Here is a 19,214-nt window from a genome sequence, read left to right as displayed (position 1 = left end):
TGCTTATTCGGCGGCGGCGCGCACGCCTTTGACCGCCTCGGCGGCACCAAGCAAAGCGTCAGCGATAAAGTCGAGATCGGGCTGTTGCAACCGCGCCGGAAGGCGGGTGTCACAGGCCTTGGACAGCATCTCGCGGGTTTTCGGCAACTCGGGCGTTTCGCCCAGGAATTGCCAGTTCCAAAAGGCGCGGGCGTTGTCGGTGGAGAGGCCAAAGACCTGAACCGAGACACCACGCGCTTTGGCGGCATTTTGAAAGGACAGCGCTTCTTCGCGGGAGAAATCCACCAAGTTGAACTGAAGACTGTCGGGGGCGCGGACCTCTTTGTCGAGCTTGGCGGGCACAGTCAGATAGGGCGAAGCCTCAAGCAATGCTGCGACATAATCATGGTTGCGACGACCATCGGCCACACGGCGCGGCACTTCTGTGATTTGCGGACGCACCAGAGTGGCGGACATGTTGGACAGTCGCGTGTTGTAGAGCGGCAGCTTGTTTTGCCAACGGTCAAACGCCTCGACAAGCGCATTGTCGCGCTGCGGATTGTGCTTGGCCCAGTTGTGCTCATAGGCGCCGGACATGATCACGGCGCGGGCATAGACTTCGGCATCGTCGGTGATCATGATCCCGCCTTCGCCGCCGTTCAAAAGTTTGTAGGACTGGAAGGAGAAACAGCCGATTTTGCCGATTGTGCCAATGTTTTGCCCGTCCCAAACCGTGCCAAGGCTATGGGCAGCGTCTTCGATCAACGGGATGCCTTTGGCGTCACAGGCGGTTTTGATCGCGTCCATATCGGAGGTGTGGCCGCGCATATGCGAGATCATCACCGCGTCGGCACCTTCGATTTTGGCATGAAAATCGTCCAGATCAATACGGTAATTGTCGCCGCATTCGACCAAAACCGGTGTGCAGTTGGCATGAACGATGGCGGAGGGCACGGCGGCGAAGGTAAAGGCCGGGATCAACACTCGCGCATCGCGGGGCAGGTCGAGTGCCTTGAGTGAGAGGAACAGAGCGGCGGAGCAAGAGGCAACGGCGAGGGCATATTTCGCGCCCAACATGGCGGCGAATTCCTGTTCGAGCAACGTCACAGGTGCGTCTTTGGCGGCTGTGTAGCGGAACAAATCGCCGGACAAAAGCAGGCGTTCGACCTCTTCGCGGGCCGGGGTGGGGATCGGTTCGGCATCGTAGACGTTGGGGGCGTGAGAAGCTCCGTCGGACATGTCTTTCACCATTCTTGAATTCTTCTTTCAGAATAACTGTAAGTGGTGTGCGATGAGAAATCTACTCTTGTGCTGTCGCACCGGCGGGTTTTCGCAAAAAATTCACATTTTCGGGGTGGACGCGCAGCAAAAAGGGGGCGAACGCGCCCCCTTTCCGTGTCCATTTTAACGCTACATGCCTTTAGACGTTGAGCAAAAGATGCTCGCGCTCCCATGGCGAAATCACCTGTAAAAACGCATCGTTTTCGGTGCGCTTCACCTGAATGTAGGTGCGGCAGAAATCGCGGCCCAGCACCTCTTGCATCTGATCGGCGCACTGCAACAGATCGAGCGCGGAGGCCAAAGTCCCCGGAATGCCCTCGGCCGAGGCATAAGCGTCACCAACATATTCCGCGCGCGGTTCACGCCGCTCCATCAGGCCGAGATAGCCACAGGCCAGCGAGGCTGCAATCGACAAATAGGGGTTCACATCCATCCCCGGCAGACGGTTTTCAATCCGCCGTGCTTCCGGTCCAGAGATCGGCACGCGCAGCCCGGTGGTGCGGTTGTCGCGGCCCCATTCGAGGTTGATCGGAGCGGCGAAATCGCGGACATAGCGGCGGTAGCTGTTCACATAGGGCGCATGAATCGCAATCGTCGAAGCAAGGTGATTTTGCAGACCGGCGATGAAATGATGAAAGGCTTCGGTCTCTGCGCCATCGGCATCCGAAAAGATATTCTCGCCGGTTTTGAGATCCACCACCGAATGGTGAATGTGCATCGCAGACCCCGGTTCGTCCTGAATCGGTTTGGCCATAAAGGTGGCAAAACAATCGTGACGCAGAGCGGCTTCGCGGATCAAGCGTTTGAAATAAAACATTTCATCGGCCAATTTGACCGGGTCACCATGGCGCAGGTTCATTTCAATCTGACCAGCACCACCCTCTTGCAAGATACCGTCGATTTCAAGGCCCTGAGCCTCGGCAAAGTCGTAAATGTCGTCAATGATCGGGCCGTATTCGTCCACGGCGGACATGGAATAGGCCTGACGTTGTGCGGCACGACGACCGGAGCGGCCAATCGGCGGCTCAATCGGTTGGTTCGGGTCGGTGTTGCGCGCGACGAGGAAGAATTCCATCTCCGGTGCGACAATCGGGTCCCAGCCCTGTTGATGATATAAATCGACGACGCGTTTCAACACGTTGCGCGGCGCGACGGGCATTAAATCACCCTTTTGGTCGAACACATCATGGATGACCTGAAGCGTGCAATCGGCAGTCCATGGCGCGGCGGAAGCGGTGGTGAAATCGGGCACCAAGACCATGTCGGGTTCGGTAAACGGCGCATCCGCATCATCGACCCAATCTCCATTGATGGATTGCAAAAAGATCGAGTTGGGTAGGTAGAAATGTTTTTGCGTGGCGAATTTCGCGGCGGGCATCGCCTTGCCGCGGGCAATGCCGGAGAGATCGGCGACGATACATTCGACCTCATCCAGTTTGCGCCCGTCCATGAAATCAAGAGCGGCCTGGGGCAGTTGATCGAAGAAATCCATCAGGTCAGGGCCTCCCGCCCATGTTCAAGAAATCCCGCCATGAGGGCGGCAAAGCGCGCGTCATCGGTGGGTTTTGTGTTTTCCTCAAGGGCCGCTGCGATGCGATCCTGTGGATAGGCTGGATCATGTGCGCGTGCGGCCAAATAGTCAGCGATGATGGCTGGCGACAATTCCGGGTGGGGCTGAATCGTCAGGATGCTGTCGCCATAGACCAACGCGGCATTGGCGCAAAACTCATTCTGCCCTACCACTTGGGCCCCTTCGGGCAGCGTGGTGACCTGATCTTGGTGCCAGGCATTGAGATACACATGACCCAGCGCCGGGATGTCATAGGCGGTGCGGCCAATCGACCAGCCGCCTTTGAATTTCTCCACCGTGCCGCCCAACGCCTTGGCGATGATTTGATGGCCAAAACAGATGCCAAGCATCCGTCGACCGGAGGCATGAATGTCCCGGATCAGTGCCTCAAGCGGCGGGATAAACGGGTGGTCTTCATAGGCACCATGTTTGGAGCCGGTCAAAAGCCAGGCATCGGCGGCCTCTGGCCCGTCCGGGAACTCCATGTCGACAACGTTCCAGACCTCATAGCTGTAGCCATAAGGCGCAAGAAGCTGCGCAAACATATGATCGAAATCCCCGTGTTTTTGCGCCACCGGGTCAGGCGCGTGTCCGCATTGCAGAATGCCGAGTTTCATAAGTCACCGACTGTTGTGAATGCCCGACGGTAGCGCGTTGGTCAAAACGCCGCAAGGGGGCCACGGGGTCTGTTGCAATAATTTGATCAAATATTTTTGCGCGCCCGGTGTCTGAGCGCCTTCACACCGAAGTCACACCGTATCGAGGTACAATTCGACCTGTTCTTCGGGCGTCAATTCGGCCCAGTCCCGAAACTCCTGACGCTTGGTCAGGGTCAGGTTGCGCACCAATTGCTCTGGAAAAATGCGCCGCATCAGGGGGGAGGCGGCAAATGTATCAATCGCCGTGCCCCAGTCGCCGGGCATTTCCGGCAGGTTTTGCGCATAGGCGTTGCCGGTGATCGGCGGGGGCGCTTTCAGTGTGTCGTCCATGCCAATGAGGGCAGCGCCGAGAATGGCCGCAATCATCAAGTGCGGGTTCACGTCCCCGCCTGAAACCCGGTGTTCGATCCGCCGTGCTTTGGACGCGCCACCCGGTACGCGCACCGCCGCCGTACGGTTGTCATAGCCCCAACATATCCGGGTGGGCGCGTGCGATCCAGCGACAAGGCGATCAAAGCTGTTGCCATGCGGCGCGAAGATCAACGACGAATCCGCCATGGCATGAAGGCACCCGGCAATCGCATGGCGCATCAGATCGGTGCCAGCACTTGAGCCATCGTCAAACACATTCTCACCGGCCTCATTGAGCAGGGAGAAATGGGTGTGCATGCCATTGCCGGCATAATCCTCGTAGGGTTTGGCCATGAAAGAGGCGGCAAAGCCATGTTTGCGCGCCAGACCTTTGACCAAAAGTTTGAACAACCACGCATCATCGGCGGCTTTCAACGCGTCGGCGCTATAGACAATGTTGATTTCAAACTGGCCCAGACCTGCCTCGGAAATCGCGGTATCGGCCGGGATGTCCATTTCTTCGCAGGCCTCATAGAGGTCAGTGAAAAACGCATCAAAGGCATCGAGCGCGCGCAGGGCCAATGTCTCCGCGCCGGGCCGTCGTTTGCCAGAGCGCGGTGAGCGCGGGACGCGCAGTTGGCGCGAGCTGTCATCGACGATGTAGAATTCCAATTCGGTGGCCACAACCGGGGTCAGCCCGCGCGCTTTGTAGCGTTCGACCACGCGGGCCAAGGCCTGACGCGGATCGCCATCAAAGGGGCGGCCATCCTCCATGAACATCCACATCGGCAAAAGGGCTGTGGGGCCTTCCAGCCACGGCATCGGGGTAAAGCCGCGCTCGGTCGGCAAAAGCACCCCGTCCTGGTCCCCAGTTTCAAACACCAAAGGGCTGTCTTCGATATCCTCGCCCCAAATGTCGAGGTTCAGGACAGAGAGCGGAAAGCGCGTGCCTTCCTGTTCGACCTTGCCTGCAAACCGCGCCGACATACGTTTGCCACGGGCTTGGCCGTTGAGATCGGCGGCGGCGACGCGGATGGTTTTGACCTCCGGATGTTCGCCCAGCCAACCCGCGTTTCGGATCATCGGATCACCTGTGGACGCAGGCGAAGACGGGGGCGTTTTGAGCTTGGCAAATGGCGGTTCAGATAGCGATTGATCGCGCCAAAGCTCAGGATGATGCAGAGCGTCACACAGACGAAATAGCCCGCCAAAATCGGATAGGGGATAAAGGGGTTGAACGTCTTGTCGGCAAAATAGGAGGCGTAATACAGCGCATCGCCCTTTTGTTGCAGCGCCGGGAAGCCGGAGAAAAACACCAAGGTGGTGGAGTGAAAGATAAAGATCGCCTCATTGGTGTAGGCGGGCCAAGCCAGACGCAACAGCGTTGGCCAAGTGATCCGGCGAAAGCGTTTCCAGCCGGAGAGGCCATAGGCGTCGGCGGCCTCAATATCGCCTTTCGGGATGGATTGCAGAGCGCCGTAAAAAATCTCGGCGGAATAGGCCGTGGTGTTGAGCCACAAGACGATGGCCGCTCCGATCCATGCGCTGGTGAAGGCGTCAAAGAGCGGAAAGCTCTGTTTCAAGGAGAGAAACAGGAAATAGCCAAAGAAAAACTGGATGAACAGTGGCGAGCCACGGAATATAAAAATGAACCACTCGGCGGCTTTGCGCAGCGGCTTGTACGCGCTGTTTTTGGCCAAAGCCAGTCCCGTGGCCGAGAAAAAGCCAAACAGGATGGCGAGGAGGCCAAAATAGATGTTCCACAACATGCCCGAGCCGATCAGGGTGACCTGTTCGCACAATGTGATGTCGGCACGCGGCAAAAGCCGTTCGCCAATGCCGATGGAGCGCAGGCCGTAGTCGGCAACCGTTTGCAGGCAGCTCATGTTGCAGCCCCCGCTTTGCGTAGGGCTTCACCGCCCGCTGTCGCCTGTCCTCGGCTCAGTTTGCGGGTGACGCGGGAGAGGACGATTTCAGAGACTTTGGTGAAGAGAAGGTAGAACACCAATAGGGCCAAGAAATACCACATCCGCCAATCTCCATGGGGATATTCGGTGAACCGGATGTTCTTGGTGCCGCCCAATTCGCGCGCCCAATAGACGACATCTTCGACGCCCAACAGAAACAACAGCGGCGTGGCCTTGATCAACACCATCCACAGGTTCGACAGGCCGGGCAGGGCGTAAATCCACATCTGCGGCACGATGATGCGCCAAAACGCTTGGCGGTGGCTCATGCCATAGGCCTCGGCGGTTTCGATTTGACCATGGGGGACGGTGTTCATCGCCCCGGCCAACACATTCCCGGCAAAAGCGCCAAACACGATGGCAAAGGTCAACACGGCCAAGGCAAAGCCGTAGATTTGGTGGACGCTTTCGGGGGCGTTGTTGAGTGGCATTTTGGCCGCAGCACAGACAATGAAATCATTGCCTTGGCGGATCGGTTCGGCCCAGTCGGGGCACTTCGCCTGATGGCGCAGCCACTCGATGCCCTGGTCCAAAGCAATCACGAAAAACAGGAAAAAGGCGATGTCGGGAATGCCCCGAACCAGTGCCATATAGGTCTGTGAGATCCAGCGCAGCGGTGCAAACTGCGCGCGGCTGCCAGTGGCAGAGAAAAATCCAAACGCCAAGGCCAGCGGCGCAGTCACCGCCAACAACATCAGAACCGTCCCAAAGGAGGCATAAAAAGCGAGATGCTTTCCGGTCGTCATGTAACAGCTCAGCCAAGTCAGGCCTTCGAGCGTCTCAGGAGTGGCGCAATAGGAAAAGATGGATCACCTGTGGGGTCAGGGAAAAACGCGTGGCGAGATCGGACAAAAGCGGCGGGGCCACGTCAGGCAGCCCCGCCAAAACGGGCTTAAAAGCCCGGGCTGTCTTCGCCCAGGTATTCTTTGATCATGGCGTTGAGCGTGCCATCGGCTTTCATCGCTTCAATCCCTGCATCAAATTTTGCGCGCAAGTCCGGGTCGGATTTGCGGAACGCCATGCCGATGCCGACAGAAAGCGCGATGTCTTCGCCAGCCCACATCACAGTCGGGTCTTCTTCGACGACGGGCACGAGGGTGTCTTTGTCGGCAAACACAGCGTCGGCTTCGCCGGACAACATGGCGGCCAGAGAGTCCTCAAAGGAGGGGAATTCCAAAAGCGTGGCGCCCGTGTCAACAACGTATTGGGACTGAATGGTGCTGGACTGTGCCGCCACGATGCCGCCGGTCAGGTCGGCATCTTCGGACATGGCCGCGTAAGACGAGTAGGACGGCGGGGTGTAGTTGACGGAGAAATCGACCTTCTCGGCGCGTTCGGGTGTGATCGACATGCCCGCGATGATCGCATCATAGTTGCCGGACAAAAGGTTCGGGATGATGCTGTCCCAATCGTTGGTGACCCATTCACACTCAAGCTCGGCGCGTTTGCACAACTCGTCGCCCAACATCCGCTCAAAGCCTGCGACTTGGCCGTTGTCGTCGATATAGTTGTACGGAGGGTAGGCGCCCTCGGTACCCAGACGGATGGTTTCAGCAGAGGCGGCGCCGGCCATCAGGGCGCATGCGGCAGCAGTTAGGACGAGTGTCTTCATGAAAATTCTCCCATTGGTAGCGCTTGTTTAGGCCGGCACAGTCGCGCTGAGAAACTGTTGCAGGCGTTCGGATTTGGGCTGATTGAAAAGCTGGGTCGGGTGACCCTCTTCTTCGATCAACCCTTTGTGCAAAAACACCACATGATCGGAAATATCCGCCGCCATGCGCATGTCATGGGTGACGATCATCATAGTCCGGCCCTCTTCGGCCAGGGCCTTGATCACCTTGACCACCTCTTGTTCCAATTCGGGATCAAGGGCAGAGGTCGGTTCGTCAAACAAAAGGGCTTTCGGTTCCATGCACAAGGCGCGCGCGATTGCGGCGCGTTGTTGTTGGCCGCCGGACATCTGCGCCGGGTAGACGTCACATTTGTCGCCAATGCCGACCTTGTCGAGATAGGCGCGCGCGCTGGCTTCGACCTCTTTTTTGTCGCGCCCCATGACCGTGACGGGGGCCTCCATGACGTTTTCCAAAATTGTCATATGGGCCCAAAGATTGAATTGTTGAAACACCATCGACAGGTTGGTGCGGATGCGTAGCACCTGTTTGCGATCCGCGGGGCGCCGGTGCAGGCCTTCGCCTTTCCATGTGATCGGCTCACCCTCAAACAGGATCTCGCCGCTTTGGCTGTCCTCCAACAGGTTGGCACAGCGCAACAACGTGGATTTGCCTGAGCCCGACGAGCCAATGAGTGAAAGCACATGGCCGCGCGGGGCGCTCAGTGAAACGCCCTTGAGCACCTCCAACTCGCCATAGGATTTGTGCAAATCCCGGATTTCGATCACGGGAGTTGCCTCAAGAGGCTGAGTGGCGGGTGCGGTTTTTGAGTCTTTGGTCAACATCAACAAGAGTTAGGGCGAAATCTTAAGCATATGCAACAATGATCATCAGGGTGCCGCAGCGTTTCGCCTGTTTTTTGATCATATGTATGGCCCGCGCCTAGGGCTTGGGCTTGCTTTGGGCCTTATGGCCGGGCTTAGCCCAATCGTGCCTCGACCCTTTTGCGCGCCAAAGCGCTGTCGCGGTCGTTCACACCCAAAAGATTCGCAACCAAACGCAAAAGCGTATCCTCGTCGCTGTCGCGCACGCCGTCGGCCAAAACCACCGACCAAAGCCCTTCGATCACGCTTTCGCGGTCCTCATAGGGCACGGCCTCTTTGATGGCGCGGGTAAAGCGCACGGTGTCGGGGGCTTCGTCTTCAAGCACCTCGGCCTCGCCGCGCAGTTTCGCCGCCTCAAAGGGCGACAGGGCATAGCGTTCGATCAGGACTTTCTCGATCCGCACCGCTTCTTCTGGCGCATAATGACCGTCAGCGCGGGCCACACGGACCAAGAGCGCCGCCAAAGCACGCCGCGCGTCTGTCACTTGAAGACGTGGCGGGGCGGGTTGCAGCAGAGTTTTGAGAAAATCACCAAACATGGAACGGATATAGGATGCCTTTGACAAAAGGGAAAGGCCGGACCGTCGGGTCCGGCCTTGGCTCGCGAGAACGTTAACACCGCCCCGCCTGAAGCGGCCTTAGTATTTGCTCGGCACGTAAAGCTCAGGCGGCAACACCGCGCGTTCATAGGTCTTGTTGTAAACCCGCTCCGGCAAATGCACCTCTTCATGTGGCATTTCGTGATAGTTGAACTGCGACAGCAAATGGTCGATGCAATTCAGCCGCGCGCGTTTTTTGTCATTGCCTTCAACGATATACCATGGCGCTTCGGGGATGTTGGTGCGGGCGAATGTGTCTTCTTTCGCCTTGGTGTAATCTTCCCAACGGATGCGCGATTGCAAATCCATCGGTGACAACTTCCACTGTTTCATCGGGTCATGGATGCGCATCAGGAATCGCATTTGCTGTTCTTCATCGGTGATCGAGAACCAATATTTGATCACTTTGATGCCAGAGCGCACCAGCATCCGTTCAAAATCGGGAACGTCCTGGAAAAATTGTTCGACCTGATCCTCGTCGGCAAAGCCCATCACCCGCTCCACGCCGGAACGGTTGTACCAAGAGCGATCAAACAGCACCATTTCACCCGCCGCCGGCAGGTGTGGCACATAGCGTTGGAAATACCATTGGCTTTTTTCGCGATTGGACGGCGCGGGTAGGGCAACGACACGCACGACGCGCGGGTTCAGCCGCTGGGTGATCCGTTTGATCACGCCGCCTTTGCCCGCCGAATCGCGGCCCTCAAACAAGACCACGACCTTTTGTCCGGTCTGTTCGACCCAATCATGCAGCTTGATCAATTCGGCCTGAAGCCGCAGCAATTCGCGGAAATAGACCGCACGTTCGAGCATATCGGGATGCTCTTTTTGGTAAATCTTTTTGATTTCGCGCGACAGGATCGAATCTTCGAGCTCAATTTCCCACTCTTCGTCGAGTGTGTCGGCCAGTTCGGCCTCAAGCCAGTCTTGGGCGTCTTTGTCAAAACTCATCATCTACTCCGTCTGTCTGTGCACTGTGTTGCGATTGGGGTCGCAATTCTGAAGTGCGTTTAACCACGCATACATGACGGTTTCTTAATGGAAAAGGATTGGCATCAAAGAGGCGATCAAAAGCGCCGCCATTGTCCAATTGAACGCCGTCAAACGGCGACTGTTGGTCAAAAAACGGCGCATTTCCTGACCGAGCCAGGCCCAAAGCGTGATCGCCGGGAAGTTGACGATCACAAAGCCAACACCGACCATGAGCGCGGCCCCCCATGTGGCATCCTGCGCATAGTTGGTCTGCGCGCTGATCGCCATGATCCAACCCTTCGGGTTCACCCATTGAAACGCCGCCGCTTGAAAAAACGTCAACGGCTTGCCGCCGACTTTGCCCCCTTCGGGCGCGCTGGCATGGGCGATTTTCCACGCCAGCCAGCTCATATAGGCGACGGAGGCGACCAACATGATCTGGCGCAACGGTGGGTAGGCCTGAAACATCTGCGCCAGCCCAAGCCCGACGATGAACACCATGAAACTATGGCCCAGCGAGACCCCGAACATATGCGGCACCGTCCGACGCAGGCCGAAATTGGCCCCCGAGGCCAGAAGCATCAGGTTGTTCGGCCCCGGCGTGACCGAGGAGACAAAGGCGAAGGCCAGAAGGGCGATGAAAAGGGTCATATCCATGCCGGGCAGATTAGTCTTTTGATGCCGCAATATCCGTGCAAAGATGTGAGGAATGGCGGTTATTTTGCACGGAATGACGAATGTGGATGGGATAGACGAAAATATATTGCGTGAGCTTGAGCGCGATGGCCGCCTCACCAACCTACAACTCTCGGAGCGTGTCGGCCTGTCACCTTCGGCCACGTCGAGGCGGGTGAGCGAGTTGGAGCGGCGCGGCGTCATTCGCGGTTACCGCGCCATCATCGACCGCTCACAGATCGGGCAGGGCTTCACCGCCTATATCGCGGTCGGCCTGTCGGTGCACAACAAGGCGGCGCAAAAGGGCTTTGAGGCGGCGATGCGCTACGCTCCCGAGGTCAAGGAATGTCACAACATCGCCGGGGTGTTTGAATATTTGCTCCGGGTCGAAACTGTGGATTTGACCGCCTACAAACGCTTTCATACCGAAGTGTTGGGCACCGTGCCGGAGGTGGCCTCGATCACCTCTTACATCGTGATGGAAAGCCCAAAAGATTTGCGGGCCTGAGGCCCGATCGTCGGATTCGCGCCCATCCCCCAAATTTCTGTTTCGAGCTGCGGAGGCGCATGTTAGGCGGGGGCAAAGAGGATGCACCCGCATGTACACACCGAACAATTCCGCCATCAACGACCCCGCAACGCTGGCTCATGTGATGACCGAGATTTCCTTTGGCGCGCTGATCACGCCGACGCCGGACGGGATTGAGATCAGCCACCTGCCGTGGATCGTGCGCGAAGAGGGCGGCCGGGTCATCTTGGAAAGTCATGTGGCGCGGCCCAATCCGCATTGGAAACTGGCGGGGGCTGGCTCTGTGGTGATGTTTCAAGGGCCGCAAGCCTATGTGTCACCCTCATTTTACCCGTCAAAACAGGTGGATGGCAAAGTTGTGCCGACCTGGGCCTATATCGTGGTTCATGCCCATGGGGTGTTTGAAAGTTTCAATGGCGCGGAGGAGCTTCATGCCCATCTGGGGGATTTGACCCATCGCCATGAGGCGGGACGGGCGGAGCCTTGGGCGATGTCGGATGCGCCGGTGCCCTATCTCGCGGCGCTCAAACGCGGCATCATCGGGCTGCGGTTCAGGGTGGATCGGTTGGAGGGCAAATGGAAGGTCAACCAGCACAAATCGTCCGCCGACCGTCAGGGCACCTATGAGGGGCTGATGGCGTCGGGCGAACAGGGCATGGATCTGGCGCAGGCCTTGGCGTCTTTCCCGGCGGCTCAAGACTAAGGTAAAAACGAAAAAAGGCGCCCCAAAGAGCGCCTTTTCTGTGGTTTTTGAACGACTTACACCAGACGCGAAATCTCTTTGGCAGCGCGCACAAAGTCGCGGAACAAAGGCGCGGGGGCAAAGGGTTTGGATTTCAATTCCGGGTGGAACTGAACGCCGATGTACCACGGATGGTCTTTGAGTTCGACGATCTCGGGCAAGCGCCCGTCAGGCGACATGCCGGAAAAGATCAGGCCGCAGTCTTGCAGTTTCTCACGGTATTTCGTGTCGACCTCATAGCGGTGACGGTGGCGTTCTTCGATCTCGGTCCCGCCATAAATCTCGGCCACTTTTGAGCCTTCGGTCAAGGTCGCGCTATAGGCGCCAAGGCGCATGGTGCCGCCCTTGTCGTCACCGGCTTTGCGGCGCACGGTATGGTTGCCCTGCACCCATTCTTTGAGGTGGTAGACCACCGGTTCAAACCGTTTTTTGCCCGCTTCGTGATCAAACTCTTCGGACCCGGCGGTGTCGATCCCCGCCAGATTACGCGCGGCCTCAATGACGGCCAATTGCATGCCAAGACAGATGCCGAGATAGGGGATTTTGCGGGTGCGGGCGAATTCCGCCGCTTTGATTTTGCCCTCGGTGCCGCGCTCGCCAAAGCCGCCGGGAACCAAAATGGCGTGGAAGCCTTCGAGGTAGGGGGCAGGGTCTTCGCGTTCGAAAATCTCGGCGTCGACCCATTCGACCTTGACGCGCACCCGGTTGGCCATGCCGCCATGGGTCAGCGCTTCGGCGATGGATTTATACGCGTCTTCCAGTTGGACATATTTGCCGACGATGGCGATTTTGACTTCGCCTTCGGGGTTGAACACCCGGTCGGCCACGTCATGCCACACGGTCAGGTCGGGTTTCGGCGCAGGCGCGATGCCGAAGGCATCCAGCACGGCCTGGTCCAGACCTTCGCGGTGATAGGCGAGAGGGGCTTCGTAGATGGATTTCAAATCCGGTGCTGCGATCACGTCCTCTTTGCGGACGTTACAGAACAGGGCGATTTTTTCGCGCTCTTTTTCCGGGATCGGATGCTCGGAGCGGCAGACCAACACATTCGGCTGAAGGCCGATGGTGCGCAGCTCTTTCACCGAGTGCTGGGTCGGTTTGGTTTTCAACTCGCCAGAGGCGGTGATGTAGGGGAGCAGCGTCAGGTGCATGAAAATGCACTGGCCGCGCGGGCGGTCCTGGGCGAATTGGCGGATGGCCTCGAAAAAGGGCAGGCCTTCGATGTCGCCCACGGTGCCGCCGATCTCGCAAAGCATGAAATCGACCTCATCATCGCCGATTTCAAGGAAGTCTTTGATTTCATTGGTGACATGCGGGATCACCTGAATGGTCTTGCCAAGGTAATCGCCACGGCGCTCTTTTTCCAAAACATTGGTGTACACGCGGCCAGAGGAAATCGAATCTGTGCTGCGGGCCGCCACGCCAGTGAAGCGTTCGTAGTGGCCAAGGTCGAGATCGGTCTCCGCCCCATCGTCGGTCACAAACACTTCGCCGTGTTCAAACGGGCTCATCGTGCCCGGATCGACGTTGAGGTAAGGGTCAAGTTTGCGCAGACGGACCGAATAACCGCGGGCTTGCAAAAGCGCGCCGAGGGCGGCCGAGGCAAGGCCTTTGCCAAGCGAGGATACAACACCGCCGGTGATAAAAACGTAACGTGCCATGGGCTGGAGTGTCTCCCGTGATAGTCCAAAATTCATGCGGACGCGGTGTTTGATTTCGGTCCAGTAGAGGGGCCAAAAACACCACGGTTCACGGGATTTAAGCGATATCAGATTCGGTCGTCCCGCGCAACCAAACCGCAACATGTTGAGGGAGAAATCCGCTCAACGCCCAAGGGATTGTTAAAGCCTGAGGTTTAGGTGGATCAGTCGGCGCGCGGTGCTTCGATTGGTGCATCCGCGGAGGGCGGCAACAAGCTGTCACCCGACGGCAAGGCCGGTGTGGTGGTCTCAGCCGGAGCCACATCCTCGATTGCGACACCGTCCATCACAGAGGAGGTGGCCGCATCCCGACGCGCCAAAACGGTCAGTGTCAGGGAGGTGCAGATAAAGCCGATCGCAAAGATCCAGGTCAGTTTGCCAAGGGCCGTGGCCGCCGCGCGGCCGGTCATGACGTCGCCGCCGCCGCCCATGCCAAGGCCGCCACCCTCAGAGCGCTGCAAGAGCACAATGCCAATCAGGCAAAGCGCTAGGATCAGGTGGATGACGAGGATGACATTTTCCATGGATCAGGCCTTTGGGTCGTTCGATGGGGCTACTTAAAAGCTTCGGTGGACTGACGCAACCCCACAAACCATGTCAAATGCGTGTGCGGCTTCGGTGCCGCTGCGCTTTCTTGACATAATCAAGCGGGATGTGCCCTCTTTGACCCGCGTCTGCCATGCCCAAACCATAGGTTCGCCATGTCCCGCGGGACTATCATTTTGTCGATTGTGTGCACGGCGGCGCTTGTCGTCGTGCTTTGGCTGTTTTTCACAAATTCAACCTTTTTCGACTGGGCCTTTGCGCGCCATCAAAACACCCTGTCGTGGATCTCGCGCCCGGTTTTGGTGCTGCCCTATTGTTATTTCGCGTGGCGGCGCTGGTTGCCGGGGGTGATTTTGGCGGTTCTGGCGATTGTAACGTCGATGTTCTGGTTCCCTGTCCCCGCCGCGCCACGGGAGGATGTTCTGGCCTTTCTGGCGATGGAGCGCGCGCTTTTGCAATCGGGGTGGACCACGGCCAATCTGTTGGGCGCTCTCGCAGTTGCGGTCTATTTGGGGCTGGTGGCCTTGGCCTTTTGGCGGCGGTCCCTGTGGCTTGGCTTTGCCGTTGTCGCGCTTGGGGCTGGGTTGAAACTGCTCTGGTCGGTGCTGTTCAGCCCCGAGGCGGGGTCGGCGGTCGCGCCCTTTGCGATTTTTGGGGTGTTGCTTTTGGGGCTGGTGCTTGTCCTATTCCGCGGGCTAAAAAAGCGGTCATGACACAGACCCAGCCGCTGCCTTTTTCCCTGCGCCCCGCTACGCTTTCTGACGCTCATGCCATTGCCGAGGTGCAAGTGGCGGTGTGGCAAAGCGCCTATCGCGACATCCTGCCCGCCGCGTTGATTGAACGCATGTCGGTGGCGGATCGTGAAAACGGTTGGGAGAAAATCCTCACGGCTTATGCGGAATCCGGGCGAGGCGCGGTGTTTGTGGCTGAACAATCGGGCGCTGTTGTGGGCTTTTTGTCCTGTAGCGATCAGCGCGACGAAGAGTTGCTGACGTCTTTCCCCGGCGAATTCTCTGCGATTTATGTCGCAGACAGCGTACAACGACAGGGGATTGGCCGGGCGTTGATGGGCGAGGGGGCAAGGGCGCTCACCGCGATGGGGCATGGTGCCGCAGCCCTTTGGGTCCTGTCCGAAAACGCGGGGGCGCGTGGCTTTTATCAGGCGATTGGTGGCGTTGTGTCCGCCGAACGGATCGACGGCCAGAATGGCGAAGGTCTGGACGAGATCGCCTATGGCTGGGCCGATCTCAGCGAAATTTGCGCAATATAAAGCCGTAGCCTTTAAATTGTGGTTTCATCGCGCGGTCTGGCTGGCTATACAGCCCCGGGCTTCATCCAATCCAAAGGATTCATTATGGCTAACGTCGTCGTTGTCGGCGCCCAGTGGGGTGACGAGGGAAAAGGCAAGATTGTAGACTGGCTTTCTGAACGCGCAGACATCATCGCGCGCTTCCAAGGTGGTCACAATGCCGGCCACACGCTCGTCATCGACGGCAAGGTCTATAAGCTGAACGCATTGCCTTCGGGTGTGGTGCGTGGCGGCAAATTGTCGGTGATCGGCAATGGGGTTGTGTTGGACCCGTGGCATCTTGTGGCGGAAATCGCAAAGATCCGCGAGCAAGGCGTGGACATTTCGCCAGAGACCTTGATGATCGCGGAAAACACGCCGCTGATCCTGCCGATCCACGGTGAATTGGATCGGGCGCGCGAAGAAGCGGCCTCCAAAGGGACAAAGATTGGTACCACGGGCCGCGGCATCGGCCCGGCTTACGAGGACAAAGTCGGTCGGCGTTCGGTGCGCGTGGCGGACTTGGCCGATGAGGCCACGTTGATTGCCCGTGTCGATCGTGCGCTTCAGCACCACGATCCGCTGCGCAAAGGTCTTGGCATCGAGCCGGTCGATCGCGACCGTTTGATCAACGATCTCAAAGCCATTGCGGGCGAAATTCTGCCTTATGCGAAACCGGTTTGGAAAGTGCTCAACGAGCAGCGCAAGGCCGGCAAGCGCATTCTGTTTGAAGGCGCTCAGGGCGCGCTTTTGGACATTGATTTCGGCACCTATCCGTTTGTGACCTCGTCGAACGTGATCGCCGGTCAGGCCGCCACGGGTGTGGGCATGGGGCCGGGGGCGATCAACTATGTGTTGGGCATCGTCAAAGCCTATACCACCCGCGTGGGCGAAGGTCCGTTCCCGACCGAATTGCTTGATGACGATGGTCAGCGGTTGGGCGAACGCGGTCATGAGTTTGGCACTGTCACCGGGCGCAAACGCCGCTGTGGCTGGTTCGATGCCGCGCTCGTGCGTCAGACCTGTGCGACCTCTGGTGTGACCGGGATTGCCCTGACCAAGCTCGACGTTCTGGACGGGTTTGAGACGCTGAAAATCTGTGTTGGCTATGATCTGGACGGGGAGCGTCTCGATTACCTGCCGACCGCTGCGGATCAACAGGCGCGCTGCACGCCGATCTATGAGGAAATGCCCGGCTGGTCCGAATCGACCGAAGGCGCACGCTCTTGGAACGATCTTCCGGCCAATGCGATCAAATATGTCCGTCACATCGAAGAGCTGATCGAATGCCCGGTGTCGATGTTGTCGACCTCGCCCGAGCGCGAAGACACGATCCTCGTCACCGATCCGTTTGCGGATTAAGGCGCGGCATGGCTCTAAGCTACAAATCCCGTCGCCGTCTGGCGCTTTTGATCCTTGTGCTGGGTCTGCCCGGCTATATCGTGGTGGCGGTGACGGTGATGAACTGGCTGGAGCGCCCGTCGATTTGGGTCGAACTGGCGGTCTATATTGGGCTGGGCGTGCTTTGGGCGCTGCCGCTTAAGGCGGTGTTCAAAGGCATCGGTCAGGCCGATCCTGATGCGCCGCGGCAAGATCACGAAGATTGACCCCAAGATAGTCAGATGACTTAAAAAGGCCGCCCCGAAGGGCGGCCTTTTTCGTAGGTCTTTTAACGACATTCAGCGCGGCTTGAACCGCGTGCTGGCCGCAACGGCAAACTGGCCGCGCGTCATCTTTTTGATCTTGCCTTGCCGCAAAAGCTGACCAAAAGATCGCAATCGTTCTTCGACCGGCACGTCGGTGGGCATCGCTTGGGTCGCCAGTCGCATGATCTGTGGTCGGGTGGCGGTGTCGCGGCCTTGGACAAAATGGGTATAGGCCGCAGCCGCTTCCAACAATTCCGGCAGGGTTTCAGCCCCAAGACGTTCGGCGAATTCGGCAAATTCCGTCACCGTCTCGGCGGCTGTTTGATCGAGTTCCTCGGCGGTGTCAAAAACCTGTTCTTGTTGTACCGCAAGGGCCGAGGTCGAAATGCGGCGCGGCCGAACCGGAGTGATATTGGCACCACCGGCGACTTCGACAGGGGCGTCGATGCGTTGTTCCGACACCAACATCAAAGGGGGCAATTGGCGGTGGGTCTGGCCGCTGACCGCGGGGCGGCGCGGGCGCACAACGCGCGCCAGGTCTTGTTTGTAGACATCCGCATCGTCGTCGTCCTCAGCGGTGGTATCTTTGTCGATTTTCTCGGCGCGAATCGCACCCACGGCGGCTTTCAGATGCTGGATTGCGTTGCGGCGGCGGGCGTTTTCCCCCTTGGCCATTTCGCGGTCGGTTTCGTCCATCAGGCGTGACATCGACGCATCGGAGGTGGCAAACACATTGCGTGTGTCGCTGTCACCCTCGTCCTCGCCGTCGTCTTCATCCGCCAACAGTTGGCTGTCGTCGTCGCCTTCGACGCTGTCGTCGTCGTATTCGGCGGCAATCGCGCCGGTTTCGCTATCATCGTCCAAAATGTCGGCCGCCACTTCCGGTGACAGAGCGCCACTTGCGGCGACTTCGGCCAGTTCGCGCATCAACTCGTCTTCGGCCTCATCATCGAGCGAAGAGGAGCCAAGTTCGCGGCGCAGCGCCGAAGTTAAATCGGCATCGCTGTTGGCGGTCTCGGCGACTGTCTCAGTCTCAGCTTCGACCTCAACCTCTTGCGGCTGAGCCTCGTAGTCAGAGCGGCGCATTTTGACGACGCGGGCACGCACGCGACGCAGCGGATCTTGTGGTGCGTCTTCTGGTGTGTCTTCTGCGGCGATCTCGGCCTCTGCGGATGTTCCGCTGGCCTCGGCAATGTCTGCGGCGAGGTTGACGTCGATGTCCGGCGTGGCGCGGTCGGTGCTCTCAATCACCGCCACGGCCTCTTGCGCGGCGGTGTCATTGTCTTGCTGCAGGTTGGAGAGGACGGTGTCGAGTTTGGCCTCGTCATCAGCCTTGGCGCTGACGGCGTCGGGTTCGACAGATTCTTGAACCGTTTCGATTTCTTCGGTGAGGCTTTCTTCAGCTTCAGTGGCGGTATCGTCGGTCATCTCATCGGCAAAATCGTTTTCGATCTCGGTCAAGGCGACAGGTTCATCCGCTGGCACACTCGCCGGGGTCTCTTGTTCTGCTTCGATCTCATCAAACACCTCAGTGTGATCCGGCATGGTTTGGAAACCGCCGAAATTCACCGAGGCCTGTTGATCTTCAACGAATTCGGCCTCGCCACGTTGGGCGACAGCGGCACGAATGCGTTCGAGCTTGTCGGCGATGGAGTTGCCGACTGCGGGGGCAGCGACTTTGGCGGTGGGGGCAGGTTTGTTTTGTGCAAGAGGGGCAGGCGAGGAAACCGGAGCAGCGGTCTCTTGTGCCGGAGGGGTCGTGGCATTGGGCGTGGATTTGGCTTGGGCTTTGTGAGCCTTGGCCTTTTTACGTTGGACTTTGGCCTCTTGTGATGCGGCACGGGCGCCGGAGGCGGCGGCATCAAGACCGGCCTCGCTGCCATCGACATCGCTGTCATCCTCAAGTTGGCGCAACACCAGACTGTTGTCTTGCATGCGGGCTTCGACCCGGCGCTGAATTTCCTTTTCGGCGATGGAATGTAACATTTGGGGATCAGGAGTTGGAGGTTCGGCCCCGAAATACCGATCATCCGCCGCGAGATCGCGGAAATACTCTGCAATGGACCGCATCGTGTTGAACGGATCGTCGAATCCCTCCAACGTACAGGAGAACGTCCCGTAGGATACAGTTAGAATTTTACTCTCACTCACCATGCCAATACTCGCTTTCTGCTCTTGCTCAGCACCTATCTGTTTACCATGAATTGGTTCGCAAA

The 19,214-nt window shown here is 58.3% G+C and carries 20 protein-coding genes; 6 read left to right on the top strand and 14 right to left on the bottom strand.

The features are described 5' to 3' along the window. Positions 1-3 precede the first annotated feature (3 nt). The 11 genes from B30_RS05150 to B30_RS05100 form a co-directional block, all read right to left on the bottom strand. Entirely contained in the window at positions 4-1,218 is a 1,215-nt protein-coding gene (locus B30_RS05150; RefSeq protein ID WP_040401950.1) for a DegT/DnrJ/EryC1/StrS family aminotransferase, read from the bottom strand. Positions 1,219-1,399: 181 nt separating this feature from the next. Then, the gene (locus B30_RS05145) at positions 1,400-2,752 is read right to left on the bottom strand and encodes a glutamine synthetase family protein (protein ID WP_009570960.1); all 1,353 of its coding nucleotides are present in this window, start codon (positions 2,750-2,752) and stop codon (positions 1,400-1,402) included. Next, positions 2,752-3,447: a type 1 glutamine amidotransferase gene (locus B30_RS05140; RefSeq protein WP_009570959.1), complete on the bottom strand. Its 696-nt coding sequence runs from the start codon at positions 3,445-3,447 to the stop codon at positions 2,752-2,754. The genes B30_RS05145 and B30_RS05140 overlap by 1 nt, the downstream gene beginning before the upstream one ends. Positions 3,448-3,579: 132 nt before the next feature. Further along, on the bottom strand, positions 3,580-4,923 hold the full coding sequence (locus tag B30_RS05135; RefSeq protein ID WP_009570958.1) for a glutamine synthetase family protein: 1,344 nt from the start codon (positions 4,921-4,923) through the stop codon (positions 3,580-3,582). Next, positions 4,920-5,726, bottom strand: a complete 807-nt coding sequence (locus tag B30_RS05130; RefSeq protein ID WP_009570957.1) for an ABC transporter permease — start codon at positions 5,724-5,726, stop codon at positions 4,920-4,922. Before B30_RS05130 ends, B30_RS05135 begins: the two co-directional genes overlap by 4 nt. Beyond that, entirely contained in the window at positions 5,723-6,553 is an 831-nt protein-coding gene (locus tag B30_RS05125; RefSeq protein ID WP_009570956.1) for an ABC transporter permease, read from the bottom strand. Before B30_RS05125 ends, B30_RS05130 begins: the two co-directional genes overlap by 4 nt. 146 nt (positions 6,554-6,699) lie before the next feature. Further along, positions 6,700-7,419: a transporter substrate-binding domain-containing protein gene (locus tag B30_RS05120; protein WP_009570955.1), complete on the bottom strand. Its 720-nt coding sequence runs from the start codon at positions 7,417-7,419 to the stop codon at positions 6,700-6,702. Positions 7,420-7,446: 27 nt separating this feature from the next. Then, positions 7,447-8,262, bottom strand: a complete 816-nt coding sequence (locus B30_RS05115; RefSeq protein ID WP_009570954.1) for an ABC transporter ATP-binding protein — start codon at positions 8,260-8,262, stop codon at positions 7,447-7,449. Between the two features lie 134 nt (positions 8,263-8,396). Next, positions 8,397-8,840, bottom strand: coding sequence for a TerB family tellurite resistance protein (locus tag B30_RS05110; protein ID WP_009570953.1), 444 nt, complete (start codon positions 8,838-8,840; stop codon positions 8,397-8,399). Positions 8,841-8,939: 99 nt separating this feature from the next. Then, positions 8,940-9,851 (bottom strand): polyphosphate kinase 2, encoded by a 912-nt coding sequence (gene ppk2, locus B30_RS05105; protein ID WP_009570952.1) that lies wholly within the window; start codon positions 9,849-9,851, stop codon positions 8,940-8,942. Between the two features lie 84 nt (positions 9,852-9,935). Next, entirely contained in the window at positions 9,936-10,529 is a 594-nt protein-coding gene (locus B30_RS05100; RefSeq protein WP_009570951.1) for a LysE family translocator, read from the bottom strand. A gap of 52 nt (positions 10,530-10,581) precedes the next feature. On the opposite strand from B30_RS05100, the gene B30_RS05095 reads away from it, so the two are divergent. Beyond that, positions 10,582-11,055: an Lrp/AsnC family transcriptional regulator gene (locus B30_RS05095; protein WP_226946217.1), complete on the top strand. Its 474-nt coding sequence runs from the start codon at positions 10,582-10,584 to the stop codon at positions 11,053-11,055. A gap of 91 nt (positions 11,056-11,146) precedes the next feature. Further along, positions 11,147-11,779 carry an FMN-binding negative transcriptional regulator gene (locus B30_RS05090; RefSeq protein WP_009570949.1) on the top strand — a complete coding sequence of 211 codons (633 nt, stop codon included), beginning with the start codon at positions 11,147-11,149 and terminating at the stop codon, positions 11,777-11,779. Between the two features lie 56 nt (positions 11,780-11,835). On the opposite strand, the gene B30_RS05085 is transcribed toward B30_RS05090, so the two are convergent. Both B30_RS05085 and secG read right to left on the bottom strand, forming a co-directional pair. Continuing rightward, positions 11,836-13,479 (bottom strand): CTP synthase, encoded by a 1,644-nt coding sequence (locus tag B30_RS05085; protein ID WP_009570948.1) that lies wholly within the window; start codon positions 13,477-13,479, stop codon positions 11,836-11,838. Positions 13,480-13,682: 203 nt separating this feature from the next. Then, on the bottom strand, positions 13,683-14,042 hold the full coding sequence (gene secG, locus B30_RS05080; protein ID WP_009570947.1) for a preprotein translocase subunit SecG: 360 nt from the start codon (positions 14,040-14,042) through the stop codon (positions 13,683-13,685). Between the two features lie 177 nt (positions 14,043-14,219). Here secG and B30_RS05075 point away from each other — a divergent pair, with 177 nt between their 5' ends. From B30_RS05075 to B30_RS05060, 4 genes are all read left to right on the top strand, one after another. Further along, entirely contained in the window at positions 14,220-14,777 is a 558-nt protein-coding gene (locus B30_RS05075) for a hypothetical protein (protein ID WP_009570946.1), read from the top strand. Further along, positions 14,774-15,334 carry a GNAT family N-acetyltransferase gene (locus B30_RS05070; RefSeq protein WP_009570945.1) on the top strand — a complete coding sequence of 187 codons (561 nt, stop codon included), beginning with the start codon at positions 14,774-14,776 and terminating at the stop codon, positions 15,332-15,334. The genes B30_RS05075 and B30_RS05070 overlap by 4 nt, the downstream gene beginning before the upstream one ends. A gap of 84 nt (positions 15,335-15,418) precedes the next feature. After that, the gene (locus B30_RS05065; protein ID WP_009570944.1) at positions 15,419-16,714 is read left to right on the top strand and encodes an adenylosuccinate synthase; all 1,296 of its coding nucleotides are present in this window, start codon (positions 15,419-15,421) and stop codon (positions 16,712-16,714) included. An 8-nt stretch (positions 16,715-16,722) separates the two neighbouring features. Beyond that, positions 16,723-16,959: a DUF2842 domain-containing protein gene (locus B30_RS05060; RefSeq protein WP_009570943.1), complete on the top strand. Its 237-nt coding sequence runs from the start codon at positions 16,723-16,725 to the stop codon at positions 16,957-16,959. A gap of 72 nt (positions 16,960-17,031) precedes the next feature. Here B30_RS05060 and B30_RS05055 read toward each other — a convergent pair whose 3' ends face one another. After that, positions 17,032-19,152, bottom strand: a complete 2,121-nt coding sequence (locus B30_RS05055) for a hypothetical protein (RefSeq protein ID WP_157789789.1) — start codon at positions 19,150-19,152, stop codon at positions 17,032-17,034. Between the last annotated feature and the right edge of the window lie 62 nt (positions 19,153-19,214).

This window comes from Celeribacter baekdonensis B30 (genome assembly GCF_000299875.1).
GTDB lineage: Bacteria > Pseudomonadota > Alphaproteobacteria > Rhodobacterales > Rhodobacteraceae > Celeribacter > Celeribacter baekdonensis_A.
This window is presented reverse-complemented; position numbering and strand designations above follow the sequence as displayed.